General features: G+C 41.5%; 27 protein-coding genes. 3 read left to right on the plus strand and 24 right to left on the minus strand.

The features are described from left to right. Positions 1 to 48: 48 nt before the first annotated feature. From BLS16_RS06740 to pth, 14 genes are all read right to left on the minus strand, one after another. A complete protein-coding gene (locus tag BLS16_RS06740) occupies positions 49 to 438 on the minus strand; it encodes a S1 RNA-binding domain-containing protein (protein ID WP_014901100.1) in 390 nt (129 codons plus the stop codon). A gap of 99 nt (positions 439 to 537) precedes the next feature. Further along, on the minus strand, positions 538 to 849 hold the full coding sequence (locus tag BLS16_RS06745; protein ID WP_092331518.1) for an FtsB family cell division protein: 312 nt from the start codon (positions 847 to 849) through the stop codon (positions 538 to 540). Further along, positions 824 to 1,066, minus strand: a complete 243-nt coding sequence (locus BLS16_RS06750) for a sigma factor-like helix-turn-helix DNA-binding protein (RefSeq protein ID WP_034599402.1) — start codon at positions 1,064 to 1,066, stop codon at positions 824 to 826. The genes BLS16_RS06745 and BLS16_RS06750 overlap by 26 nt, the downstream gene beginning before the upstream one ends. Before the next feature lie 148 nt (positions 1,067 to 1,214). Beyond that, positions 1,215 to 1,745 carry a spore cortex biosynthesis protein YabQ gene (yabQ, locus tag BLS16_RS24855; protein ID WP_427846370.1) on the minus strand — a complete coding sequence of 177 codons (531 nt, stop codon included), beginning with the start codon at positions 1,743 to 1,745 and terminating at the stop codon, positions 1,215 to 1,217. A gap of 36 nt (positions 1,746 to 1,781) precedes the next feature. Next, positions 1,782 to 2,060, minus strand: coding sequence for a sporulation protein YabP (yabP, locus tag BLS16_RS06760; RefSeq protein WP_092331523.1), 279 nt, complete (start codon positions 2,058 to 2,060; stop codon positions 1,782 to 1,784). 104 nt (positions 2,061 to 2,164) lie between these two features. Then, on the minus strand, positions 2,165 to 2,305 hold the full coding sequence (locus BLS16_RS23485; RefSeq protein WP_176786095.1) for a hypothetical protein: 141 nt from the start codon (positions 2,303 to 2,305) through the stop codon (positions 2,165 to 2,167). Positions 2,306 to 2,482: 177 nt separating this feature from the next. Next, a complete protein-coding gene (locus BLS16_RS06765; protein WP_092331526.1) occupies positions 2,483 to 2,746 on the minus strand; it encodes an RNA-binding S4 domain-containing protein in 264 nt (87 codons plus the stop codon). Positions 2,747 to 2,916: 170 nt separating this feature from the next. After that, positions 2,917 to 3,192, minus strand: a complete 276-nt coding sequence (locus BLS16_RS06770; RefSeq protein WP_007778009.1) for an HU family DNA-binding protein — start codon at positions 3,190 to 3,192, stop codon at positions 2,917 to 2,919. An 84-nt stretch (positions 3,193 to 3,276) separates the two neighbouring features. Continuing rightward, positions 3,277 to 4,737: a bifunctional methyltransferase/pyrophosphohydrolase YabN gene (yabN, locus tag BLS16_RS06775; RefSeq protein ID WP_092331528.1), complete on the minus strand. Its 1,461-nt coding sequence runs from the start codon at positions 4,735 to 4,737 to the stop codon at positions 3,277 to 3,279. 354 nt (positions 4,738 to 5,091) lie between these two features. After that, positions 5,092 to 5,652 carry a stage V sporulation protein T gene (spoVT, locus tag BLS16_RS06780; protein WP_092331531.1) on the minus strand — a complete coding sequence of 187 codons (561 nt, stop codon included), beginning with the start codon at positions 5,650 to 5,652 and terminating at the stop codon, positions 5,092 to 5,094. A 176-nt stretch (positions 5,653 to 5,828) separates the two neighbouring features. Continuing rightward, entirely contained in the window at positions 5,829 to 6,770 is a 942-nt protein-coding gene (locus BLS16_RS06785) for a peptidylprolyl isomerase (RefSeq protein WP_092331534.1), read from the minus strand. A 38-nt stretch (positions 6,771 to 6,808) separates the two neighbouring features. Further along, entirely contained in the window at positions 6,809 to 10,351 is a 3,543-nt protein-coding gene (gene mfd, locus BLS16_RS06790; protein ID WP_092331537.1) for a transcription-repair coupling factor, read from the minus strand. A 190-nt stretch (positions 10,352 to 10,541) separates the two neighbouring features. Next, positions 10,542 to 10,718 (minus strand): hypothetical protein, encoded by a 177-nt coding sequence (locus BLS16_RS23490; RefSeq protein WP_176786096.1) that lies wholly within the window; start codon positions 10,716 to 10,718, stop codon positions 10,542 to 10,544. Between the two features lie 61 nt (positions 10,719 to 10,779). Beyond that, on the minus strand, positions 10,780 to 11,337 hold the full coding sequence (gene pth / locus BLS16_RS06795; RefSeq protein ID WP_092331539.1) for an aminoacyl-tRNA hydrolase: 558 nt from the start codon (positions 11,335 to 11,337) through the stop codon (positions 10,780 to 10,782). A gap of 90 nt (positions 11,338 to 11,427) precedes the next feature. Between pth and BLS16_RS06800 the strand changes: the two genes are divergently transcribed. Next, a complete protein-coding gene (locus BLS16_RS06800; RefSeq protein ID WP_092331542.1) occupies positions 11,428 to 12,156 on the plus strand; it encodes a PRC-barrel domain-containing protein in 729 nt (242 codons plus the stop codon). A 60-nt stretch (positions 12,157 to 12,216) separates the two neighbouring features. On the opposite strand, the gene BLS16_RS06805 is transcribed toward BLS16_RS06800, so the two are convergent. The 8 genes from BLS16_RS06805 to BLS16_RS06840 form a co-directional block, all read right to left on the minus strand. Further along, the gene (locus BLS16_RS06805) at positions 12,217 to 13,155 is read right to left on the minus strand and encodes a ribose-phosphate diphosphokinase (protein WP_092331545.1); all 939 of its coding nucleotides are present in this window, start codon (positions 13,153 to 13,155) and stop codon (positions 12,217 to 12,219) included. Between the two features lie 15 nt (positions 13,156 to 13,170). Continuing rightward, positions 13,171 to 14,532, minus strand: coding sequence for a bifunctional UDP-N-acetylglucosamine diphosphorylase/glucosamine-1-phosphate N-acetyltransferase GlmU (glmU, locus tag BLS16_RS06810; protein WP_092331547.1), 1,362 nt, complete (start codon positions 14,530 to 14,532; stop codon positions 13,171 to 13,173). 289 nt (positions 14,533 to 14,821) lie between these two features. Beyond that, entirely contained in the window at positions 14,822 to 15,076 is a 255-nt protein-coding gene (gene spoVG / locus BLS16_RS06815) for a septation regulator SpoVG (RefSeq protein WP_007777981.1), read from the minus strand. A 122-nt stretch (positions 15,077 to 15,198) separates the two neighbouring features. Then, positions 15,199 to 16,014, minus strand: a complete 816-nt coding sequence (gene purR / locus BLS16_RS06820; RefSeq protein ID WP_092331550.1) for a pur operon repressor — start codon at positions 16,012 to 16,014, stop codon at positions 15,199 to 15,201. 2 nt (positions 16,015 to 16,016) lie between these two features. Then, complete coding sequence (locus tag BLS16_RS06825) at positions 16,017 to 16,715, minus strand: GntR family transcriptional regulator (RefSeq protein ID WP_014901085.1); 699 nt, start codon at positions 16,713 to 16,715, stop codon at positions 16,017 to 16,019. 28 nt (positions 16,716 to 16,743) lie between these two features. Then, a complete protein-coding gene (ispE, locus tag BLS16_RS06830) occupies positions 16,744 to 17,595 on the minus strand; it encodes a 4-(cytidine 5'-diphospho)-2-C-methyl-D-erythritol kinase (RefSeq protein WP_092331552.1) in 852 nt (283 codons plus the stop codon). 171 nt (positions 17,596 to 17,766) lie between these two features. After that, the gene (gene cphA, locus BLS16_RS06835; RefSeq protein WP_092331555.1) at positions 17,767 to 20,424 is read right to left on the minus strand and encodes a cyanophycin synthetase; all 2,658 of its coding nucleotides are present in this window, start codon (positions 20,422 to 20,424) and stop codon (positions 17,767 to 17,769) included. Between the two features lie 96 nt (positions 20,425 to 20,520). After that, positions 20,521 to 21,321, minus strand: a complete 801-nt coding sequence (locus tag BLS16_RS06840) for a cyanophycinase (protein ID WP_014901081.1) — start codon at positions 21,319 to 21,321, stop codon at positions 20,521 to 20,523. A gap of 127 nt (positions 21,322 to 21,448) precedes the next feature. Here BLS16_RS06840 and BLS16_RS06845 point away from each other — a divergent pair, with 127 nt between their 5' ends. Then, positions 21,449 to 21,787: a L,D-transpeptidase gene (locus BLS16_RS06845; protein ID WP_092331558.1), complete on the plus strand. Its 339-nt coding sequence runs from the start codon at positions 21,449 to 21,451 to the stop codon at positions 21,785 to 21,787. 78 nt (positions 21,788 to 21,865) lie between these two features. Here BLS16_RS06845 and yabG read toward each other — a convergent pair whose 3' ends face one another. Beyond that, on the minus strand, positions 21,866 to 22,711 hold the full coding sequence (yabG, locus tag BLS16_RS06850; RefSeq protein WP_092331560.1) for a sporulation peptidase YabG: 846 nt from the start codon (positions 22,709 to 22,711) through the stop codon (positions 21,866 to 21,868). A gap of 169 nt (positions 22,712 to 22,880) precedes the next feature. Here yabG and BLS16_RS06855 point away from each other — a divergent pair, with 169 nt between their 5' ends. Continuing rightward, positions 22,881 to 23,747, plus strand: coding sequence for a glycosyltransferase (locus BLS16_RS06855; protein ID WP_092331563.1), 867 nt, complete (start codon positions 22,881 to 22,883; stop codon positions 23,745 to 23,747). 6 nt (positions 23,748 to 23,753) lie between these two features. Here the strand turns inward: BLS16_RS06855 and BLS16_RS06860 are convergent, their stop codons facing one another. Next, on the minus strand, positions 23,754 to 24,347 hold the full coding sequence (locus BLS16_RS06860) for a hypothetical protein (protein WP_092331565.1): 594 nt from the start codon (positions 24,345 to 24,347) through the stop codon (positions 23,754 to 23,756). Positions 24,348 to 24,412: the final 65 nt, after the last annotated feature.

Here is a 24,412-nt window from a genome sequence, read left to right on the forward strand (position 1 = left end):
ATTGCCTCAAATCAAAATAAAATAAAAAACCGCCTTTCGGCGGTTATATTAGTAACGACTTGATCCTCTACCTCCACGTTTAGAGTCTGTGGCACGACGAAATTCGGTTTGACGTTCATCACTGTCTTTTATAAACTTAGCCAATTTATCCTCAAAGGACACAGTCGGCGGAAGACGGCGTTCACGACCCACATTACGAACAGTGGGGTTTGCTTGTTTAATAGAGAGTCCTATTTTCCCTTTTTCGTCAACGTGAATGACCTTTACTTTAACATGGTCTTGTTCCTTTAAGTAATCTCGAACGTCCTTGACATAAGCATCTGCGACCTCCGAGATATGTACTAGTCCGGTAATTCGATCCGGCAATTCAATGAATGCCCCAAAGTTCGTGATCCCTGTAACGACACCTTCAACAATACTGCCAACGTCAATGGCCATACGAAGCAAACTCCTCCTTGTGATGATCTATCTATACTTATCTATATTATATGCAGTAGATTTCATGCCTGTCAAGGTTAAGAAGACTAATGTGCAGTACTAATTCTTGGGAGAAATGAGAATTTCACCTTGTTTTACAAGGCCTAGCTGTTCTCGGGCTAACTGTTCAATGTAACTCGGAGTGTTTAAACGAGTAATCTCTTCATTGAGAAGTTTCTCTTGTTTAAGCAATTTAGCCTTTTCCTCATTCAGCTGAGCCAGTTGACCGTCTACCCTAGTTCTAAGATTCCAGATCTGCCACATCGAACTCCCGACGATTATCATGACTGCTAAAAATATAAGAATGGAGCTTTGACGAATTCGGACTCTTTGGTAATTTCTTGGGTTAATCTTCTGACGAGCCCTCTTCATCTAATTCCTCTCCTCCTAACCCAAGTTCCGTACCTGGAATAATACACACAATTTCGTACCCCTTACTTCTTGCCCGGGTTAATAACGTAGCAACTGAGCTCTGACTAAGATGAAGGCGCTTAGCAATGTCCTCTAAAGATCTTCCACTTTCTTTGAGAATTACAGCTTGGCGTTCCCGAAAACTAAGTTTTTCCAAACCTCTAATTTCTAGTTGCACCCCGGCACGCCCTTGCTTAAAGTTATTCACAATTTGTGGATATACTGTGGACATATTGCCTACAAACCATGTACAAACTACTTACAATCTGGGATAATAACTCCATTATAGTCACTAAGCCTTAAGGAATCAATACCCCTGGAAAATTTTAGCCATTTGTTCGTGGGGGTAACAGAGTCTTCAACCATTCCCGCAATTTGATTTTCGTGTTTACAACTCTCTTAAAAAAGATAACTTCTCCAATTCTAAAAAGAAGCAAACTTAACCATTGTAAAATAGCGAAGGGTGGTCGCATAATCAGTACTAAGCCACGAATAGGAATCCTAATGCCTCTTTGGATAAGCTCCGCAAGAAATGCTATAAATCTATAGAATCCAAAGAAAGCTCTCAAGGCAAACCGGCTTAAAACTCTCAGGTACAACCCTAAGCCCAGCAAACTCCCCCAAATAATATACAAGCGGAAGTCAAGGGCATTAGCTCTTTCAAAATAGTAAAATAGTATTACCATCGCTATTAGTGAAAAAGTTACGTCCCCGAAAAACGTTAAGATTTGCCCCCAGTTTTGCCAGCGACGAAAAGAACGGTAAAAGTCAAAAACTAATCCCACAGTCGCACCAGCGAAGATTACCCAAAAAAATGTTTCGAATTCTGAGATTGCCCTTCCTCCTCTCCCTCTAATTCTAACAAGCTTTGGGAGGAATCCATTTAATCCAGGTCAACGAAATACTCTGTTCAAAAATCCACGACGTGAAGCATTCCCCGAACTTCGATGATAGATTAAAGCACCCACCGACCCCTGAAGATCAACTAAACCTTCTTCAAGATTTAGCAACTTGATGCTTAACTGATCCCCTTTGACACTTAAGATCCCAAGTTCGGTTTCCAGAATAATTTCCTTGGGGTCAAAGGACTGAACCTTTCGGATCCCCGACAATTCGAGAAGTTCTCGGTTCTCCATGACAAGGCGATGCCCTTTGGCAGCTTTTTCGACCATGCCCCATCCCCCTATCTCTTTTTCTTCTATAACCCTATTCAGCTTGCCCGAACTTTAGACATTAGGAATTAGTTTTTAGTTGTAACGCAATTCATTCATATTAGTCAGACCGCAATCACTCCAGCCGATGAAATCATAACTCTGTTCAACTCGAAGCTCACCTTTGAGAGCATCTGACCTCGCCAACCACCCAGATTCTCTTCAAGGTACTTAAGTGAATCACGTACTTTTAAGCGATAATCCATGTCCTTTCTCCCTTCCAGTCCCAGATGATTATACTCTGATATTAATTTAGATCTTGATAGCTTTCTTGAATTATTACTGACGAAAGTGAAAGGGCCACCTCCTATTGAATGTTCTAAACATTCAATAGGAGGTAGCCCCTTATACTTTCTGCTGTATTAAAAAACAGAGCCTTTAAATTAAGACTCTGTCCTTCTTTCATCTCGAATCAATTCGTAGAGCGTCTGTGCTTCGTTAGCTTTAATACTGTTCGGAGTTGACAATACTTGAACTTCAATCACTCGATTAGCAAACTCTAAAACTATTCGATCCCCCATTTTGACCTCTGCCGAGGGCTTAGCAAGCCTTCCGTTAATTGAAATTTTTTCACCAACACAGACGTCTTTAGCCACCGTCCGGCGTTTTATTAGTCTAGATACTTTCAGATATTTGTCAATTCGCATATAACCCCCCCTTTATAGGTCTTTGGGTCAGTCGGCTTCGTTTACATCCTGCAAAACCAGCTAATTCGTGCAACCTCACAATAAACTTTGGGGCAAGACAAATCTTGGCAGATATACAAAGTCAGGTTCCAGAAAGACCTGGAACCTGACTTTATCACCAGTCCGAAGACTTATTTTTGTACCGCGTCCTTAAGTGCTTTTCCTGCCTTGAAGCCAGGCACCTTTGCAGCAGGGATTTGAATTTCTTCCTTGGTTTGTGGGTTTCTCCCTGTCCTTGCCGCACGTTCTTTAACTTCGAATGTCCCGAAGCCAACTAGTTGGACTTTTTCACTTTGTGCCAACGATTCCTCAATTACTTCGAAAACAGCTTTAACTGCTTTCTCTGCATCCTTCTTGGACATGTCGGCTTTCTCTGCAACTGCGCTAACTAATTCAGCCTTATTCAAAATGAGTCCCTCCTAAATAACTGATCTACTACGTAAATTATATTTCGCGATAAAAAACCATTCTCCTGCTTTTTTTGGATTAGATTACTCCATATTACCACTTTTTTCTTGGGATTTTGCCTTTTCCCAGAAAACATCCATCTGTTCAAGAGAAAGAAGCTCAAAATCAATCCCATTTTCTTTGCTTAACTCAACCATTTTCAAAAAGCGTCTCTGGAACTTATGTATAGTATCCCGTAAAACTTCTTCAGCATCAAGCTTTAAAAACCTAGAAAGATTAACGACTGCAAACAACAAATCACCGAACTCTTCACGAATTCCAACCTCATCAACTAAAGCATTCTCCAGCTCTTTTAATTCCTCCAGCACTTTAGCCCAAGGGCCTTCTATATCTGACCAATCAAATCCTATTTTTCCTACTCTGCGTTGTGTAGAAGTCGCCAACATAAGAGCTGGTAAACCTTTGGGATCACTAAAGAAGTCAGACTCCTTATATGCCTTGTTCTGTTTCTCCTTTAATTTGATTTTATCCCAAGTAACAATGACGTCATCCGCGGTCTCTGCCCTTTCCTCTCCAAAAACATGAGGATGCCGACGAATCATTTTTTGAATAACTTCGCTCAAAACATCTTTAAGTCCAAAGGTACCTGCTTCAGTGGCAATCTGAGCATGAAAAACTACTTGCAATAGTAAGTCTCCCAACTCTTCGCACAAATTATACATATCTTGTTTCTCAATAGCATCGATAACTTCATAGCTTTCTTCAATTAAGTATTTCTTTAATGACTCATGAGTTTGTTCTCTATCCCATGCACAACCTCCTTCCGAGCACAAAGTTTTCATTACTTTGGCCAACCTATTAAAAGAGGTGACCTCTGTATTGGGCGGTAAAACAATTGTTGTCAAATGATCGTATTCTCCATGATCCATTTCATAAAGCGGAAGCCTGTCAATATGTTCGTAGGTTGTCCCTAAGGCTTGGACAACATAAACCCCGGCATCATCAGGATAGACTTCCATAAGATCCAATTTGACCTCAGAAGCAATTAATTTATTATACACTTGGGGAACAATGAGCCACTCCCGCCCCGTATGTTCGAAATCCTTAAGGGCACTATAGTTTATTATGGAGACTCCATCGATTGGGTCGAATTTCAAAACCCTAAAAATCTCATCCACAAAACTCATAGCTGGATGGATTACTACATCATACTCTTGCGCAAGTCTTTCTCCAATTAGTTGTACAGTCTTTTCCGCAACCATGGGATGTCCGGGTACGGTATAGATAACCTCCGGGCTTTTACTTAATTCCTGGCGTAGATGCTCAATTATCTTTTCATAGACTTCCTCAAACGTATTTTCCTTTGCATAGATTTTATCAAATGATTCTATACATACCCCTTCGGCCACTAATTCTTGCACACAAGGATGCTGATCTGTGCGCGCAAAGACTTTATTAGCACTACAGATACGTCGATAGTTTCCAAGGGTTAACTGCTCTAGCCCAGCCGGGCCTAACCCAATAACATGAAGACACGAAGACATTTTCGGTATCACCTCTTATATATTTTACCACAAACTTTCTTGGTCAGTATAGCTAAATCACTGGTCTTCCGCTTTACCGGCATGATATTAGGTCAAGAATGTGATGGAAATCCTGCTATTTATACACTAACAAGAATTGACCTGTGAGTTTACCTGATATAAAAAAAAAGCGGTGAGACCGCTTTGTCAAAGTTTATGACATCTACTGCAATGGGATTTTCCCAGATTTTATGGAGAACCAGTCATTCTAAGGCGATTTATCCTTAGCACCTGGGGGTTGCGCCTTTAGTATGTTGAAAATCTCCTATGCCTAATATAGTCCACGATAACTATGTAAGTCTATGGAATTATGTTTTATTGTTCCATTTGTTTGGCTAAGAATCCGGCAGCGGTCTCTACCAATTTAACTTCCAAGTCACCCATCTTCATATTAGCATCTTTGGACATTAGTATCACTGCACCAATTGGATCCCCTTGGGTAATAATAGGTGCAACTACTTCACTCGTAACTTTGCATTCCTCATCCTCATTATCTGGGCATGTTTTACAAGAGGCATGTTCTCCTGCTATACCTATTTGTATAGTCTTTCTTTCTTCCATTGCTTGTTCTACCGCCGGGCCAATTGCTTTATTCAGATACTCTTTCTTTGATGCCCCAGAGACGGCGATAATTGTATCTCGGTCAGTGATACAAGTTATATGCCCCGTCGCCTCAAATAATGAGTCTGCATATTCCTTGGCAAACTCTCCCAATTCGCGGATAGGGGAATATTTTTTTAATATCACTTCTCCTTCCCGATCAACAAAAATCTCTAACGGATCTCCTTCTCGAATACGAAGAGTCCGACGAATTTCTTTTGGTATAACGACACGACCGAGGTCATCGATTCTTCTTACTATACCTGTTGCTTTCATAGACGCACATTCCTCCTTTGTCGTTTTCGAATCTTATTTCGTCTTGTCCTTTTTGCTTCTGTAGTTTTATTTGTAAATTCAATGATAGTATATATCTAGGGATTGCCAATTATTCATTATTTTCCAATGTAAAACAAAAGAAGGCATCTTTACAATGCCTTCTTTCCCCGGTTTTCCTAGCTTATTGGCTTATATCCTTGGGAATACTCTATTTTTGCATTTTTACGAAGATCGTCAAAATAGGTCTGAAACTTTGCGTCTTTAGCTTGGTTCAAGGCGTCCTGTCCTACTTGACCCTTCACCTTTTCGTATTCTGGAGCCGCTGCAGGTGTATGAGCTTCAACTTTAATTACATGATACCCAAATTCGGTTTTCACAGGTGTTGTTGAATAAGTTCCTACTTTTTGAGCAAAAGCCGCAGTTTCAAATTCAGGAACCATTTTTCCCTTTGTAAAAGATCCCAAATCCCCGCCAGACTCTTTAGCCCCTGTTTCAATGGACTTTTCTTTAGCAAGCTCTTCGAAATTAACGCCCGTATCTAATTGAGCGATGATTGCTTTGGCTTCATCTTCAGTTTTAACTAAAATATGCCGAGCCTTTACACTTTCAGGTTGACTGTAATAGGCAATATTTTGATCATAAAAAGATTTAATATCTGCATCACTCACTGTAACATCATTGGTAATTTTTCCGTAAACTGCCAAAAAGTTTCGTAATTCAGTTTCTGACATCCCTTGTTGTTTAAGAGTATCTTGAAATGTCGCTTCATCACCCATGTTCTTCTTAATAGTTTCCTCTTGCTCTTTTACTTTTTCATCCTCTGGATTAAGGGCGAGCTTTTTAACCTCTTGGGCCATTAGCTCCCCTTCGACCATACGATCTAACAATTGACTCTTGATCTGGGGTAATGCTTGTTTTCCTTGGTCAGTATCGAATTTCATACCCTGTTTTTCATAAATTTTTTGGGCCTCTTCAACACGAGCATCATAATCTTTCACTAAGATTGGATTTTCGTTAACTTTAACTGCCCATTTACCTCCAACCAGCGAAGAGCACCCCGTGGTCACAAGCATCAATGCCAGCACTCCATAAATCAACCCAACACGGGACCTTCTCATATAGACACACCCTTTCAATTAGACGTGAGAATAGTATATCAAGGAGTTGTCCTTGAAGCAATGTCGCAAAATGTCGAGAGTACCCTGCGAACTGCCTCAATGGCTGCTTCTTGACCAAGGGTTCGAATACGTATCTTGCACTCTAGATTTCCATTAGGCATAGTTTTAAACGACAACGGATAGGGGGATGCTGACGCCACGGACATCAGATGTTCACCGGTCAAGAAGTCAATATTAGCTAAGAAACGCAGACTAACGTTTTGTTTGGCCTGCTGGATTTGCTCGATTTTCAACGAACCAGCCAATAATTTTATGCGAATAATTTCAATAAGGTGTTCCACTTCTCGGGGAGGGGTTCCAAAACGATCGACCAGTTCATCCACCATCTCACTAAGTTGACCCTCATCACGCACCATAGCTAAGCGTTGATACAATGATGCTTTAGTTTGATTATCAGCAACATAGGTATCCGGTAAATAAGCATCCACTTGCAGCTCAATGCTGGGTTCTATGGCCTCTTCAACTTTCTCCCCACGAAGTTCCTGAACTGCTTCTTTTAGCATCTGACTGTACATTTCAAATCCTACAGCAGCCAAATGCCCGTGCTGCTGAGCACCAATTAAATTCCCAGCACCCCGAATTTCCAAATCTCGCATTGCTATCTTAAAACCTGCTCCATATTCTGTGAACTCACGTATAGCAGCCAAGCGTTTTTCGGCAATTTCTGTAAGAACCTTTTGAGGCTTATACAAAAGATAAGTATAAGCTTTACGATTGGACCGTCCAACCCTCCCTCGCAGTTGATAAAGTTGAGATAATCCAAAATGATCTGCCTCATCAATAATCAAAGTATTGGCGTTAGGCATATCCAGCCCTGTTTCAATAATTGTTGTGGATACCAAGACATCCATTTCATGTTCTAGAAAATCCAGCATAACTTTTTCTAATTCTCTTTCGCGCATTTGCCCATGGGCTACTCCAAACCTCGCTTCAGGCACTAATTCACTCAAGAAACGGGTAACTTGATCCATATCCTCAACTCGGTTATGCACATAGAAGACCTGTCCTCCGCGTTGGATTTCACGACGAATTGCCTCCCGTACCACATCAGCTCTAAATTCAGTAACATAGGTTTGAACAGGATAACGCCCTTCCGGCGGGGTCTCGATAACACTCATATCCCGAACTCCCACGAGGGACATGTGCAAGGTTCTGGGGATTGGGGTTGCGGATAAAGTCAACACATCTACATTTCCTTTTAGGGTTTTAAGTTTTTCTTTGTGTGCAACTCCAAAACGTTGCTCCTCATCGATTACCAATAACCCTAAATCATTGAATTTAACGGCTTCTGAAAGGATACGATGTGTCCCCACTATTATGTCAATCTTCCCATCTGTGAGTCCCTTAATTATTTCCTTTTGTTCCTTCTGTGAACGAAAACGGCTTAGCATCTCTATGCTTATCGGATACCCAATAAAGCGTTCTTTAAAGGTATTGAAATGTTGTTGAGCTAGAATTGTGGTAGGAACAAGTACCGCTACTTGTTTGCTATCCATCACAGCCTTAAAGGCCGCTCGAAGAGCAACTTCTGTTTTTCCGTAGCCAACATCTCCACAAAGCAACCGATCCATAGGTCGTGAACGCATCATATCTGACTTGACATCGACAATACTCTGGAGTTGATCTGGGGTTTCAACGTAGGGAAACTTCTCTTCAAATTCATTTTGCCAGACATTATCCTGGGAAAAAGCATAACCTTTAATAGCTTCTCTTTGAGCATATAGCTTTACCAGATCAATAGCCATTTCCTTGACAGCACTTCTTGTCTTCTTCTTGACTTTATACCATTCTGAACCGCCAAGTTTGTAAAGCTTCGGCAAAGTTTCCCCGGCACTCCCCAAATACTTCTGAAGGAGATGGAGCTGGTCTAAAGGAACATAAAGCCGGTCTTCCCCAGCATAACGAATCCCAAAATAGTCTTTGGCAATGCCACCTACTTCTAACCGTTCAATACCTGTAAATTGACCTATTCCATGATGAACATGAACTACAAAGTCTCCGGGCTTAAGATCCGATACAAAAACATTCTTCGGAACCGGTGCGTTTGGTTTTTTTCCAGCAGCCTTACTCTCTCGTTTATAGATTTCTGCTTCGGTCAGAATAACAAGTTTCCCCAGAGGCAACTCGAAGCCCTGATCAAGAGAATATGGATAGATATAGACATTTCCTTCTTCAACTGGATCCTGCAGCTCTTTACGAGCTGCAGTTACTCCTCTATCCTTCAGGCCTTGAATCAACCGTTCAACATGATCCTCATCTCCAACAAATAGCGCAACCACGTTCCCTGCATCCTTGCGATGTACAATCTCATCAACCAATTTACTTGTTTTTCCCATAAAACCTGTTAGAGGTCGAGCATTAAGGTTAAAAATTCGCTTGGGAGAAAGCCCAGGCGCCTGCCTGAGGAGAGTAGAAAGTCCAATCAAGGGATGGTGCTCTCCAAACTTCAATAGCTCCTCGTAAGCAATATATTGTGACTCTGGGTGAACAATTCCTTCTCCATTTTCCAATTGTTGTGTGAAATCCAATAAACGCTCATTGGCTTGAAACTCCAACTGTTCTTTTAGACGCAGTGGCTCATCCAGTACAATAAAATGGTCATTGGAAAGATATGAGAAAAAGGGAACGAGTGGTGTATTGACTAAACTTAAAAATGGATAAACATTTTCATCCAGAATCCCCTGTTCAAGGCGTTCTACTAAGAAATCAACTTTATTTTGTAGGTGCTCAGCGGCTTCTTTTCGCCCTGAGCGCTGCAACCGTCCAGTGGTTTTGCGAGCCTCAGCCCGGATGGCATATCGAAGTTCTCCTAACTCCTCCTTGGTAATGATATATTCCATAGCAGGAGAAACTGAGACCTTGTTCATCGAACCGGTAGATTTCTGATTTCCTAAATCAAAGGTTCGGATTGAATCCACTTCATCATCAAAAAACTCAACTCGTACAGCCCCGCCATCCAAGGGGGCAATATCCAAGATTCCGCCCCTTAAAGCAAATTGCCCCTGTCCTTCTACAGTCTCTACTCGTTCATATCCTCCGGTAATAAGTAAGGACAGAATGTCAGACAAGTTGTACCTTTGGCTAATTTCAAACGTCAAAGTAAACTCCCTCCACCGTGAAGAAGGGAATAAGAGACGTTCAACAGCAAGGACAGAAGCGACTACGGTACATTTTGGGTCATGTGACAATCGATTTAATACACGAATTCTTTCGGAGGTAGTTTCTTTGCTTCTACCCAATATTTCAAAAGGAAGCCATTCAGTAGTTGGCAGATGTATAACAGTCTGATCTGAACACCATGTCCGCAGATCATTAACCCACTTTTGAGCTTGCTCCTCTGAATATGTCAAAATCAACCCCGGCCTTGATCTTTGAAAAATCTGAGAGACAAACGCTGCCTTTTGACTTCCTGTTAAATCATAAATCATTTGGGGCCATTCTCTATGACTTAAGGATTGATTAATCTCCTTAATATCGAGCCCCCGTCGCAGATAACTATGAATAGTATTCAAGATGTCCATCCTTTCGGGTATTAAAGAAACTTAGCTAGAGTTCATTATTAATAACAATTTATTCTCTTTACGACATTCAAAAAAGATGAACGCCCGCTCAAGGGCCCCCATTTACCAGCCCTAACGCCAATCATAGCTGCGGCTGCGTTCATCAACATTTTATTCTACCTAGTCTCTAAACATGATCTAGGATTTAAGATTAATGGTATACATTGCGCGGCTTAGTTTCCATATCATGCAAACAATCCGTACAAAGAGCATAGGCTACGTTACCAATGATATCCATTATAGGATCCGAGTTATTGCCGGTCAAGTCATTTAATTCAATCTCACCAATAATTCGATCACAAGCATGACAAACCTTAAAGATTTTCATCCCGTAATTCACCTCCCTAGCTAGTAGAATTACCCCTAGGATAGGAGGTTATACTTTGATCCTACCGATGATACAAATTCATGGCCCGACTATATTCCTCTTTTATCCATAAATAGCTAGCTTTTTCAGCCCTTTCTAATACATCATCCAACATCTGCGATTCATCATTTGAAAAAGGAGCAAGGACGTATCGGGCAGGATCCCACTCTTTTGGCGGACGACCAACCCCCAATTTAAGTCTCCATAACTTTTCAGAGCCTAGTTCGGCCTGAATAGATTTAATACCATTATGCCCTCCTGCACTCCCTTGATCACGCAGACGGAGTTTTCCAAGGGGCAAATCCATATCATCTTGTACTATTAGTAAATCATTCAGCGGAATTTTATAAAATTTAGTAAGCTCAGCTACAGAACGTCCGCTTAAATTCATAAATGTTTGAGGCTTTAAGAGAAATAATCGTTCTCCCTCAATTTGCCCCTCTGCCACTAATCCTTGGAACTTGGAGCGAAATTGCAGATTATGAACCTCTGCAATAAGATCAATCAACAAAAAACCGATGTTATGGCGAGTCTCTTCGTATTGAACTCCAGGATTTCCCAGGCCCATGATGACCTTCATCTTATCTCCTCCAAAGCATATTCATGCCACACTTTGAATACATTCTTTAAGAATAGGAAACGAATTCACACTAAATAGAGGGGGTGAACTATGAAACCCAGCAGAAAATTTCTATCCTTACCCATTATTTCCCTCCAAGAAGGACAGCAGCTAGGCTATGTAAAAAGCTTAATTCTTAATGCCAGCACAAAATCCCTTGCAGCAATTGTCGTAGACCCTAAGGGCTTTTTTAAGGATCAACGAATTATACCCTATTCAAAAGTCGTCAGCGTTGGCGACGATGCGATTACCATTAGCAAGGAGTCTCACGTTGAAAAAACCTCCAGCATGCCTGAGTTATTAGATTTAGTCAAGGAAAAGCTGACCATCATCGGAACAAAAATGGTCACAGAAACCGGGAAAACCCTTGGAACAGCAGAAGAGTATTATATTGATCCAAGTACCGGTAAAATAACAGAGATTGAGATTTCCGGCGGCAAGTTAGAGGGCTTTCTTAATGGCAAGGCGTCTATTTCGGCAGATTACATTACCACTATCGGCCATGATGTTATTATAAGTCAAAAAGGAAGTGAAAATGCACTTAATGTATCAGACAAAGGCCTGAGTAATTCCTTTAAAAATCTCATTCATACAACATCCAGCCTAGCCTCCGACACCACTCATACTATCAGTCATTATTTTAAAAAAGACAAGGTTAAATCTGTCTCTCAGCTCCCCGATACTAAAGAACTGGTCATTGTTCAGCAAGCCAGCCCAAATCTTCCAATTGAGGAGGAAAACGTCTCAGAGGTGCCTACACCCAAAGACCCCCAGGGATAAAGCCCCGGGGGCCTCTTTTTATGTTTTGGCTCTATTGCCTCAGACAATAGGTCCAACTTATTAACTAAAAAGTTTGCTCACTGAGAGATCTTCATGAATCCGAACTATAGCTTCCCCTAATAATGGAGCTACTGACAAGACTTTAATTTGGGGAATTACTTTCTCCCTTAAAGGTATTGTATTCGTCACGACAAGTTCACGAATAACCGAGTTAGCCAAGCGTTCCACAGCCGGTCCTGACAATACAGGATGAGTACAACAGGCATAGACTTCCTTCGCTCCCCGCTCAACCAGAGCCTGAGCTCCTTGAGTAATTGTCCCAGCTGTATCAATAATATCATCGATCATAATAACAGTTTTACCTTTCAACTCGCCGATGACATGCATAATTTCCGAAACATTTGCTTCCGGTCGTCTCTTATCGATAATGGCAAGTGAGGCACCAATCCGTTCAGCCAAATCTCTTGCCCGGGTAACACCACCTAAGTCAGGAGACACAACGCAAAGATTTTCCAAGCCTTTTTCCCTAAAGTATTCTGCCAAAATTGGGACACCGGGCAAGTGATCGAGTGGAATATCAAAGAATCCTTGAATTGCAGGAGCATGTAAGTCCATAGTGACAACACGGTCTGCCCCAGCAGTTGTTATAAGGTTCGCCATCAACTTTGCAGTAATAGGGTCACGAGCCCTAGTCTTTCGCTCTTGACGTGCATAACCATAATAAGGCATAACTGCCGTAATTCGACGTGCTGACGCCCTGCGTATAGCATCGATCATAATCAGCAATTCCATAATATTGTCGTTTGTCGGGTAACATGTTGGCTGAACAACATAAATATCTGCCCCTCGGACACTTTCATCAATAGCTAAACATGTCTCTCCGTCTTGGAAACGTTTGATTTTGGCTTCACCGAGTGGTACTCCCAGATAGTCTACAATTTCTTGTGCCAATGGACGATTAGCATTCCCACAAAAAATTTTAAATTCCTTTGCTGCCATGCCTCTTTTTGCCCCCTATTTAATCTTTTCGCGATGCCAATGTTCCTTGATAACTTGTTGGCTCCGTTCAACAACCAAGGCCTTTGCCGGAACATTCTTAGTAACAGTAGACCCTGCACCCGTGACCGCATATTCCCCCACTTCGACAGGAGCAACTAAATTAGTATTGCTGCCAATAAATGCATGATCTCCAATCTTGGTGGGATGTTTGTTAACCCCATCATAGTTACAAGTAATCGTTCCCGCTCCGATATTAGCAGATTTCCCAACATGCGCATCCCCAATATAACTTAAATGGGGCACCTTGGCTCCAGCTTCAATCCAGCTATTTTTAATTTCGACAAAGTCCCCTATCTTGACTCCAGGTCCTAGCTTAGTTCCTGGACGCAAGTAACTGAACGGACCAATATTACAACCTTCACCTATTTCCGAATCCCTAGCGACGGTGTAAGTTACTGCGGCACCACATCGAACGATACAATCATCGATGGTTGTCTGTGGCCCAATAACGGCATCCTCTTCAATGACAGTTTTACCTAATAATCGTGTAAACGGCAATATTGTCACGTCCTGAGCCAGTTCTACATCTATCCCAATAAATGTAGACGAAGGATCCACAATTGTAACTCCCTCGGCCATCCAATAGTCTAAGATGCTCTTACGTACAATTGCCTCAGCCTCAGCTAATTGACCACGACTATTAATACCTAACGCTTCATAGGAACTGGTTGTACTATAGGTTAATATTTTTTCCTGATTTTTAAGGAAAATATCAAACACTTCCGTTAGATAATATTCCCCTTGGGCATTCTGGGTTGTAATCTTTGACAGTGCAGCTTTTAATGCCGATCCCTTAAAGCAGTAAGTCCCCGTATTTATTTCCTTAATCTCTCTTTCCTCTGGACTTGCATCTTTTTCTTCAACAATCCTAACAAGATCCACACCTTTTTTAATAATCCTGCCATATCCAAAAGGCTGCTCTATAAAGGCTGTCAAAACCGTAGCACTGGCCCCCTGAGCCTGATGCAATTCAACCAGAGCATTTAAAGTCTCGGATCTAAGCAACGGTTGATCACCGCTTAAAACAAGAACTGTCTGATCATCTTCTACATAAGGCATCGCTTGCAGAACTGCATGTCCGGTACCAAGTTGTTCAGTTTGAATGACAATCTCCGCTCTATTATTTATACAGGCTTCGACACTCTCCCGACCATGTCCTACAATAACCAGCGGGCGGTTAACCCCAACTTTGCCCACCATATCCAAGACATGTTCAACAAGAGTTTTTCCAGCCAATGTATGCATAACTTTCGGCAACTTTGATTTCATTCTTGTACCTTTTCCTGCTGCCATAATCACCGCTACCAAATTAGACATAATCTAATTCGCCTCCAGCTCTAGTTTAACCTCTACTTATTTTATATACCCGTAAAAGTATAACTTTCAGATGGCTTAAGTGCAACTAAGACTTTTGTAGCAGACCTCAAATCTAATTTATTCGCCAAATTTAGCGAGAATCCTTTTTTATTTTATTTACCATCCTTTTTATCTATGGCCTATAACTAATCAAATTCCCGCTATACAATAACAAAAAATTTAGACACGCTAAAGGAGACCCAACTGCAAGGTCCCCTTTAGCATGCCTAAAATATCTAAAATAAGCTATTCAAATGGCTTCTTGATAAGCTTTTAAAACCGCAGTCTGAATGACTTCTCTAGCAACAGCTGAAATGGGATGGGCGATATCACGAAATTCCCCTTCAGGAGTTTTACGACTTGGCATAGCTACAAAAATCCCATTCATACCTTCTACAACTTTGACATCGTGAACAACGAAAGCATTATCAAAGGTTACTGAGACTACTGCTTTCATTTTTCCTTCAGTATTAATCTTCCGAACCCGCACATCGGTAATATTCATTATGAATCACCACCCTTCCACTTCCGGGCCTATTCATAATAATATTCTCTGTATGGTAAAAAAATCCTGCCTCAAATTCAGGAAAATTTCTTTTAATTTAATTAAAATATCTTATATCATTTTTACAAAAAGACAGGAACAACTGTGGTTTTTCCTGAGTCAGGATTCAACTCCTTAAGCTGTAACAACGACAGATACCCTTCAACAAGCTTTGGCTCTGAAGTTATTTGTGCTTCCACCAATATACCAATACCGACAACATCAGCTTGAAATTCTTCCATCAGACTTTTGATTCCCAACGCTGTTCCGCCGGCTTTCATGAAATCATCAATAATCAGCACTCGTTGTCGTGCTTCTAAAGCTCTTCTAGAGAGGGACATTGTTTGAATACGTCGGGATGATCCTGAAACATAATTGATGCTGACCGAGGAACCTTCCGTAACCTTGTTGCCGCTTCGAATGACCACCATAGGCACTCCCAGCGCCTCTGCTGTAACAAGGGCCAAGGGAATACCTTTAGTTTCGATAGTTACTACTACATCAGGCTTCTTTTGTCGAAAGGCACCTGCAAATATTAACCCTAGTGGTCGTAGAATAGATGGATTAAACAACAAATCCGTCATATAAATAAAGCCACCCGCTAAAATTCGCTCTTTATCATTCAACCGTTCTGCTAAGGAATTGAGCACGGCAGTTGCTTCTTCCCTGGAAATCTCCGGAATATAACGCACCCCTCCGGCAGCCCCTGGAATGGTTTCAAGATGACCATGCCCGGAGAGCTGCAAACTCCCCTTGACAGCCATTAAATCCTCACTAATTGTGGACTTAGCTGTTCGAAATTGTTCGGCAAATAAGGCTAAAGGAGTCAGGACATTGGGCTTTAACATCAGCACTTGAGTGATGGCCACCATCCGTTCCGCTCTTTTCATTTTCTCCACGATTATTTATCCACCTTGTCCGGCTCATTCTTAATACTGAGTACATCAAACATGACATTCTCTGCTGTAACTATATGCGCCATTGCTAATGACTGGGCTTCTTCGCTATCATGTTTTCTTAATGCTTCAACAATCATTCTATGCTCCTCAAGAGCCAGCTTATTTCGTCCTGGTACCGCTAAGGAAGTGGCCCGAAAACGTTGGATTTGTTCCCTCAAGTTAGCTAAAATTTGAATTAATCGTTCATTGCGGCTGGCACTATACACCAAGGCATGAAAATCCGTGTCAGACTTTACAATCTGCTCTAAATCCATCTCGCCTTCGGCATTGGCTCGATAAAATAATACTCGCTCCATTTGTTCTAATTCATCTTCCGTAATACGTTCTGCTGCCAGCCCTGCTGCAAGTCCTTCAAGAGCTGAACGTATTTCGAAAACATCGGCGACATCTTTTGACGAAACCCCGGCAACATAGGCTCCCTTACGTGGAATCATGACAACAAAGTTCTCCAATTCTAATTTCCGAATTGCTTCACGTACCGGAGTTCGGCTAACCCCCATTTCTTCGGCTAACTGAATCTCCATCAACCTCTCTCCCGGTTCAAGAACGCCACTTAAAATCGCATCCCTCATAGACTCAAAAACAATCTCCCGTAATGGTTTATAACCGTCTAGTATTACCGGCAATAATCTTTTTCCCATCGTAATATCCCCTTTCAGAGAATTATTTTTAAATAGTATTAGTCACCCAAACGTGTTTAAAACCCCTTTTTCTCAACTCGGATGCAACTTGCCTTGCATGGTTCTCTCCTTGGGCAATTCCAAATACACTCGATCCGCTTCCAGACATTAAGGCTCCCGAACAGCCCAAATCCAGTAAAATTTTCTTATATTCTTGAATAATGGGAACTAGTTGAATTGAGGCAGGTTCCAGATCATTATAGAGAAGTTCCCTGATTTTCTCTAAAGATTTTTCTACTAAGGCCTGTTCCCAATCCGCTTTGCTTAATTGACCTGATTGCCCTAATAAATCAAACTGTCGATAAGCCTCCCCCGTATTCACTCCTAAATCTGGCTTTATTAAGACAAGATCTATTCTGGGAGCTTTAGGCAATGGCTCTAGCCGCTCACCACGTCCGGTTGCCCACATGGTTCCACCTTGAAGACAAAAGGCCACATCAGCTCCACATATACCTGCCAGCTTAAGCAGCTCATCAGTGCTAAAGGGTTCATCATAAAGCCGATTTAATAAACAAAGAGTGGCTGCGGCATCAGCACTACCTCCAGCTAATCCAGCCTGTATCGGAATGTGTTTCTCAATTTCAATCTCTATTCCACCGGATAGTTTAGCTTGTTCTAGAAACTCCATCGCTGCCTTATAGGCCAAATTTCCCGAACCACTTAATCTTCCACAACGACATACAACTTTTTCACCATAACGACGAACCTTAACAATATCGTGTAATTCAATGGATTGCATAACACTCTGAAGATCATGGAACCCATCTTCCCGGACACCATTTATGGCCAAGGCTAAATTAATCTTCGCATTTGCGAACATTGTAAGAAAAGATTCTCCCATATACATTACCTCTTCCGAACATTGCCAGAGTATTTCTTACTATTATACATATTTTCAGGTTGGAGTTCCAGCACTTCATTAGGCAAAATCTTAATAGAACAATAGGGGCGAAGATAATCCTCGCCCCTACAAAACTCTTTACTAAAACTACCCTTTGAATACTTTAAGTTTTTAAAATTCACCACCAACAACCCAATCATTCTGTGCTGGAACATACGATAAAGCCTTCTGCAATTCAAGCCTCTTTCTAATTTCTTCCTCAATCGGCTCTAGATGCTCAAAGAACATTACAAATGTGTCCCCAGGCGAGCAACTATCCAGCCCTCGACAAAAGGCATCTAACTCTGGGAGTACAACCATTATGTTCTTAGTATCCATACCACTGGCAATAGCTTCATTATACAGAATTTGAGCAATTTCACCGGGTTTTCGTCCCCGTAGATCCTGATCCTCACGAATAATTAGTCGTTGAAATCCTTTTGCTGCAATCCGCCCTACTTCTCTCACCATCTCATTAGGTCTATCTCCCGGAACAGTAATACAGCCAACGAGGGATTTTTTCTTAAAATTTTTAAGGGTCTTGGCAATTTCTGCAATACCTGCTGCATTATGTCCGTAATCAACAAATACATCCACACCATCGACCTTATATAGATTAAGCCGTCCACGATTGTGTTCTGAGTCTGAAGAAAACCCTTGGAGAGAATCTCGAATAGCTGCAGTACTTATCCCCAGAGCCCATCCTGAAGCAATTGCTGCAAGGGTATTTTGAATATTATGTTTAGCCTTCCCATCCCAGGTCACGGGAATTTGTTTTACAGAACAGATGCGATAAATCTGGGAGCCTTGACAAAGAAGTATTATACCTCTGCGCACAAAGACAGCTATTCCACCTTTTGCCAGGTGTTTTCGAATATGGATATTATCTTTTTCAGTGCTGAAGAAGATGACCCTCCCTTTAGTTCGCTGTGCCATTTGGACAACATACGGATCATCGGCATTTAAAACCACGTAGCTATGAGGTTTGACTACTTCAGCAATTAGGCTCTTAACATGAGCAATATCTTCAAGAGTTTCTATTCCGTATTGACCAAGATGATCACTTGAAACATTAGTAATAACAGCCACATCTGCATAATCATAACCCAAGCCCGATCGGAGGATTCCTCCCCTTGCGGTTTCTAATACAGCTACTTGAACCTGTGGGTGTCTCAAAACGACTTTAGCACTATCCGGCCCGGTCATGTCTCCTCTTGCCCACATTTTTTTATTAATAACTATCCCATCAGTTGAAGTCATTCCCACAAATAGCTTTTGATCTGTAAGTAACTTACTAATCATACGGGTAGTTGTGGTTTTACCATTGGTGCCACTGATTGCAACAATGGGGATGCGCCCGTTTCCGGTGGGGATAACTTGTTCTACAATAGCTTTCCCCACATCTCTCGCTTTCCCTTTACTTGGAAAATGATGCATTCTAATACCCGGAGAAGCGTTCACCTCGATGATACAGCCTTTTCTCTCCCTATAGGAAGCTTCAATGTCCTCAATAACCAAATCTATTCCAGCCACATCTAGCCCTACCAGCTTCGAGGCATAGACCGCCAGCTCTACATTATCCGGATGGACAAGATCCGTCACATCTTCTGCAATCCCTCCGGTGCTTAGATTGGCACTGTCCCTCAAGTAGACAACTTCTCCCTTTACCGGAACAGATTCCAGGGTTAAGTCTTTAAGAGTTAAGTTCAGAAGGACGACGGAATCAATTTTGATCTTCGTTAAGACCTTCTCATGATCATCTCCACGCAGCGGATCCAAATTAGTTTGGGCAACTAACTCTTCAATAGTGGATTGCCCATCTCCAATCACGTGGGCCGGCACTCTCTTGGCTGCCGCAATCAGCCGCTCGCCTACAACAACTAAACGGAAATGCTCTCCTTCTATATATTCCTCTATAATGACCCACTCGCCATAAGTTTGAGCTACCTTAAACGCTGCTCTGACTTCAGCTATGCTTGTGAGTTGAAGAGTTACTCCCTTCCCTTGATTACCATTCAAGGGTTTAATGACAACCGAAGTATCCATATCAATAAATGCTTTTACAGCTTCTTCTTCGGTTCGCACAATCAGGCCATATGGAACGGGCACTCCACCCTCACTAAGCACTTTCTTGGTCATTTCTTTGTCACAAGCGATATCCACCCCTATGCTTGACGTTGCATCTGTGATTGTCGCTTGAATGCGTCTTTGGTTACGGCCATAGCCTAACTGCAATAAACTTCCCTCATTGAGACGAGAAACTGGAATTCCTCGTTCCTCACAGGCCTTAACAATTACTTGTGTTGAAACCCCTAACTCGCACTTAGACATTTCGGATATAATTTGATTTACTGCCTTTGATACATCAAAGGAGTTTTCCTTTAAGAGTGTATCAACAAGTAAAAAGCCTAGTTTAAAACCTTCAATGGCACCGTTTTTATCTTCGTAATTAAAAATAATTTCATACCATCCAGGCTTATCTAATACAGCCATAGTTTTACCATATTTAATTGTCTGGCCAGCTTGAGTTAATAGTTCTATAGTCACATGCTCAATGACATGGCCGATAAGAGTTCCCTCATGTAAACGCTCTAGGAACCCTCCGCGTTTGCCTCTAGAGCAGTAGTGCTCCTCTAAGCCGGGTAGATGTTCAACAAGTCGATGAGGAAAATCACCCAGTTCATCAGTAAACCGTTCCGTCCATTCTTGGAGATCCACAATCGCTCGAATAATTGGGCGATGGCTGTACACATTAGCCCCTTCGACTGCATGGATTTCTCTAATCTCCATTTTATTATTGTTCCTCCTTAAGAAGCAATGGTTAAATATCCTTCACTAGTTTTAACCTTTTTCTCTCTTGGTATTCCTCTTAATTCTTTCAATTGGTCAAAGCTTAGAGACTCGCTGCTTAAGATCAAATCCATAGCCCTCAGATAGAACATGCATTACAATCGGGCTTAATACCAATGATTGGCCAGGAGTGGTTTCAGAAACATTTGTAGTGGTTGAAGTTGATGCATCAACGACAGTTACTGTATTGCTTCCTATCACTGAAAAGCTAGCATCTGATTGAACTAAAATAGCAGTATCCTCGTCAATGCCCACTCCTAGTACATAGGGATTCTGGGAAATCGCAGATAAGAGTCTGCCAATTCTCCCGCGTTGGGCAAAATGTTGATCGACCACTACAGAACGAAGGAGCCCCAACCCCGGAGCCATGGATAAAGTGTTTTTCTTGGCGGTTCCTGCTTCTCCACCGACAATCATCGTATCGGACATGACGGATGCTCCTGCACTTGTTCCTGCAATAATGATCCCGTTCTCATATAATAGTTGAAGTTTACGGCCTAGCAACGTACCGCCCAGCAATCCAGTAATTCTTAGTTGATCACCCCCTGTAAAAAAAATTCCTGTTGACTGTTCAAATTCTTTTTCAATTCCTTGTCTGTTAGCTTGTGTACGGTCTGAAACATCCAGAACCTGAACTTCTTTAGCTCCTAGTTGTAAAAACAATGAGTAATACTCTGTTCCCACTTGAAGAGGATACTCCGTCGCAGCGGTCAATACGGTAATACGTGCTTCTCTACCCCCTGATTCCTCAACAAATCTCTTTAAAATTTTACACTCATTTTTCTTATCTTCTGCTCCACCAATAATAAGCAGTTTTCCTTCAACACGTTCTGTCAAAACTGATCCCTCCAGTCTGACTTATTTTCCACCTAAAAAGGGTTTAATTATGCAAGCGAACATTCAGAAATTGCAAACATACCATGAGTTAAGAAATATATTACCTAAAGAAAGGGGCTAATACTCTATGCCCAACTACCAAATCTATATTTATACAGCTAGCCGATTGCTTGAACTCTATAAAGACAATCAACGCATTCGTTCATATTCTATAGCAGTAGGCAAGAAGTCTACCCCTACTCCTCCAGGCAATTACTATATCGCAACCAAAACAATGCAGCCCGGCGGAGTCTTCGGCACCCGTTGGCTGGGACTATCTATCCCTTACTACGGAATTCATGGTACCAATAACCCCTCGAGCATTGGGCAAGCTGTTTCAAAAGGTTGTATTCGTATGTACAATCAGGACGTAGAAGAGCTCTACCAAATTGTTGAAACCGAAACTCCCGTAATCATACAGGCATAACATCGATGCGCGGTGGCTACGCCAGACATGAGGAGGGTTGTCTTAAGACAACCCTCCTCATGTCTAAGATTATGATATTTAATAAGGGCTTCGCGGATAACCCCGTCGCATCTGTCCCCTCGTTTCTACCCCGCCTACTCCGTCAGTTCCCGTAATTGTGTGGGTTAAGATATCCTTTACTGAAACAATTTGATCTGTTGGGGTAAATGCAATTCTCTCAACAATAAATACTGGATCGAAAGCGTGAATTAGCATGCGTTTAGGCGATGAAGCAAAATTTGCTCCTGCCGATAGAATCGCCTCATAATTTGATTGACAGGCACCTGCAAAGATAACAAGTGCATCTCGATTATGCTGAAAACGACGAGCCTCTAAAACAGATTCCACAAAATATCGAGAACTGCGGTAGCTGTCCATATTATGAAAATCTTTTTTTCCTGAAATCAGCCCATCATGTCCTGTCAACACTAATATATCCGTAGGGTTCTCTTGCAATATTTTGCGTATTACTCTCGGTTGCTCTATTTCCGATTTACAAATCCCTTTAGCCTCAATTCTCATTTGACGATATGTCTTAATACATTGCTGTAAATATTCCTGATCTCCATCAAGTTGCAACACTCGACCAGGTATTTCAAAGAATTCTTTTTGATCGTCTAATTCTACTTTTCTCTGACTTGTCAGTTTGTGTAACTTTTGATAAATCATTTTATGGTCTTCGCGTTCATAATTTGCAACCTCTACAGGACTCTTTAACACAAGATCAGAGATAGGGGCATCTGCCAATAACCTTAAATTAAGTCCTTTAAGAATTACAGAGTTAGATCCTTTGCCTTTAAAATTGTTGCCCTGTATTTTATAAACATGGAAATAGACATCCTGCTGATGTGATAGACGTGCTACAACATCCCCAACCTGAATCATCAGTCTGACCCCCTCTTTGGTAATTCTAACATCGGCCATCTTAACTCTTAGCTAGAGTTTCATCATAGTTATGATAGTAAATTTGCTATATCTCCATATCCTATGTCGAACCTGACTAAAACGGCATATATTAGAATTATAACAATTTACCTAAAAGGGGGTCTCCATGATGTTCGCAGGCATCATTCCCGCCCAAAATGAAGAAAAGAGCATCTTGGCTGCCTTGACCACCATTCTGCGTCTTCCTATCAGTCATATCATATTAGTACTCAATGGCTGTACAGACCGGACATTTGAACTTGTCCGTTCAATTCCTGATGCTAGAATTCACACTCTCTATTTCTCAGACTCCCTGGGAATTGATATCCCGAGGGCAATTGGAGCACTCTATGCACTTCATTTAGGTGTTAAAGGGGCCCTCTTCGTCGATGGGGATATGTCGGGAGATATCTATGAGAATCTCGTTAAACTTCTTGATTCCATCGAGTCAGGAGTTGATGTCGCCTTAACAAATTGCTATCCTTATATTCCACATCGTCAAAAGTTGGCCAATCTAGTCTTAAGGTTTAGGGCAAAACTAAACCGTGAGCTGGATTTGTTTAAAAGCCTTGGCCTCGCAACCCCAACACACGGACCACATGCACTTTCCCAACGAGCTCTGTCCACTCTTCCCCCTGAAGCAATAGCAATCCCACCCCTTACCCTATATTGGGCCCAAAAAAACAGCCTGACTGTTAAAGTTGCTACATCAATTCCCCACGAAGCTCTTCATTCTCCGAGAAAACATCGTCGTCATGCCCGACTGATTGCTGAAACCATTATCGGAGATTGCTTAATGGGATTATCCCTTGTTAAAAATGAGCCTCCCTCTAGATCCTTGGGAAAACACACTTTATTAGGCTATCATCCTGAACGACGTTTTGATCTTCTTGAATACTGGGAGCAGTCCCTTAAGTCTGAAGGAATTTTCTTTGAACAGCATATAATTATCCCCGGATCTCCCCTGCCACCGCCAAATCTACCTGAAGCTTTCTAGTTGTCTTTAATTCCTTCTTAATCTTGGATCAATATTATACTTTTGAAAGTAATCTAAAATCTCTTCCTTTTCATCAGCTTGTACGTGTACAATTGGTTGCATCTTTCCCTCATTCACTCCGCTCCACTTCATGTAAATCGTTTGATTATAAGATTTATTTAAAATGGGATCTGTGTACAATAAATCAACAACTACGAAATGAGCATTAATATTAGATTGTTTAAGGTACATTTCGTCACTTGGTATATTCATTACCAGGCTTGAAGCAGCGTCTTTAGGTATTTCATTGACAATTGATGACTCATCATTATAAATCGGCTCTGCGGATAATTGTTCATCGAAAACGATAGTCTCACTAGAAAGATCAACCGCCGGGTGTACCCCCACATTATTAAATTTTAATTCTAAGCTAAGTTCATTGCTTATCTCTACTTTTGGCGACTCTTTGAGTACAAAATAAGGACGTGTCGTCCCTTGCTGAACTTTCCAAGCTGCAACTGTTAGGTATACTGTAACTAATGCGGTCAGCGCTAACACAGAAGTCGCAGACGTAGCAATAACGCTCGACCACTTTATTGAGCGGTGCTTACCTTTTCCCAATATTCCCTTCGACCTCCAGTATGTAAAAACTTAATCTAATTGATATTCCGAAAAATAGTTAGAAC

This window comes from Desulfosporosinus hippei DSM 8344 (genome assembly GCF_900100785.1).
Lineage (GTDB): Bacteria > Bacillota > Desulfitobacteriia > Desulfitobacteriales > Desulfitobacteriaceae > Desulfosporosinus > Desulfosporosinus hippei.

What these genes read in the sequence shown, in the direction of transcription:
- BLS16_RS06805 (WP_092331545.1), bottom strand. Translation starts at nt 13,155, where the DNA reads ATGGCAGCAAAGGAATTTAAAATTTTTTGTGGGAATGCTAATCGTCCA.
- yabG (WP_092331560.1), bottom strand. Translation starts at nt 22,711, where the DNA reads ATGATTCAGGTTGGGGATGTTGTAGCACGTCTATCACATCAGCAGGAT.
- BLS16_RS06740 (WP_014901100.1), bottom strand. Translation starts at nt 438, where the DNA reads ATGGCCATTGACGTTGGCAGTATTGTTGAAGGTGTCGTTACAGGGATC.
- BLS16_RS06825 (WP_014901085.1), bottom strand. Translation starts at nt 16,715, where the DNA reads ATGGGAAAAAGATTATTGCCGGTAATACTAGACGGTTATAAACCATTA.
- BLS16_RS06800 (WP_092331542.1), top strand. Translation starts at nt 11,428, where the DNA reads ATGAAACCCAGCAGAAAATTTCTATCCTTACCCATTATTTCCCTCCAA.
- BLS16_RS23490 (WP_176786096.1), bottom strand. Translation starts at nt 10,718, where the DNA reads ATGAAAATCTTTAAGGTTTGTCATGCTTGTGATCGAATTATTGGTGAG.
- BLS16_RS06765 (WP_092331526.1), bottom strand. Translation starts at nt 2,746, where the DNA reads ATGCGAATTGACAAATATCTGAAAGTATCTAGACTAATAAAACGCCGG.
- BLS16_RS23485 (WP_176786095.1), bottom strand. Translation starts at nt 2,305, where the DNA reads ATGGATTATCGCTTAAAAGTACGTGATTCACTTAAGTACCTTGAAGAG.
- yabP (WP_092331523.1), bottom strand. Translation starts at nt 2,060, where the DNA reads ATGGTCGAAAAAGCTGCCAAAGGGCATCGCCTTGTCATGGAGAACCGA.
- ispE (WP_092331552.1), bottom strand. Translation starts at nt 17,595, where the DNA reads ATGGGAGAATCTTTTCTTACAATGTTCGCAAATGCGAAGATTAATTTA.
- BLS16_RS06785 (WP_092331534.1), bottom strand. Translation starts at nt 6,770, where the DNA reads ATGAGAAGGTCCCGTGTTGGGTTGATTTATGGAGTGCTGGCATTGATG.
- mfd (WP_092331537.1), bottom strand. Translation starts at nt 10,351, where the DNA reads ATGGACATCTTGAATACTATTCATAGTTATCTGCGACGGGGGCTCGAT.
- pth (WP_092331539.1), bottom strand. Translation starts at nt 11,337, where the DNA reads ATGAAGGTCATCATGGGCCTGGGAAATCCTGGAGTTCAATACGAAGAG.
- BLS16_RS06855 (WP_092331563.1), top strand. Translation starts at nt 22,881, where the DNA reads ATGTTCGCAGGCATCATTCCCGCCCAAAATGAAGAAAAGAGCATCTTG.
- spoVT (WP_092331531.1), bottom strand. Translation starts at nt 5,652, where the DNA reads ATGAAAGCAACAGGTATAGTAAGAAGAATCGATGACCTCGGTCGTGTC.
- yabN (WP_092331528.1), bottom strand. Translation starts at nt 4,737, where the DNA reads ATGTCTTCGTGTCTTCATGTTATTGGGTTAGGCCCGGCTGGGCTAGAG.
- BLS16_RS06745 (WP_092331518.1), bottom strand. Translation starts at nt 849, where the DNA reads ATGAAGAGGGCTCGTCAGAAGATTAACCCAAGAAATTACCAAAGAGTC.
- cphA (WP_092331555.1), bottom strand. Translation starts at nt 20,424, where the DNA reads ATGGAGATTAGAGAAATCCATGCAGTCGAAGGGGCTAATGTGTACAGC.
- spoVG (WP_007777981.1), bottom strand. Translation starts at nt 15,076, where the DNA reads ATGAATATTACCGATGTGCGGGTTCGGAAGATTAATACTGAAGGAAAA.
- glmU (WP_092331547.1), bottom strand. Translation starts at nt 14,532, where the DNA reads ATGTCTAATTTGGTAGCGGTGATTATGGCAGCAGGAAAAGGTACAAGA.
- BLS16_RS06845 (WP_092331558.1), top strand. Translation starts at nt 21,449, where the DNA reads ATGCCCAACTACCAAATCTATATTTATACAGCTAGCCGATTGCTTGAA.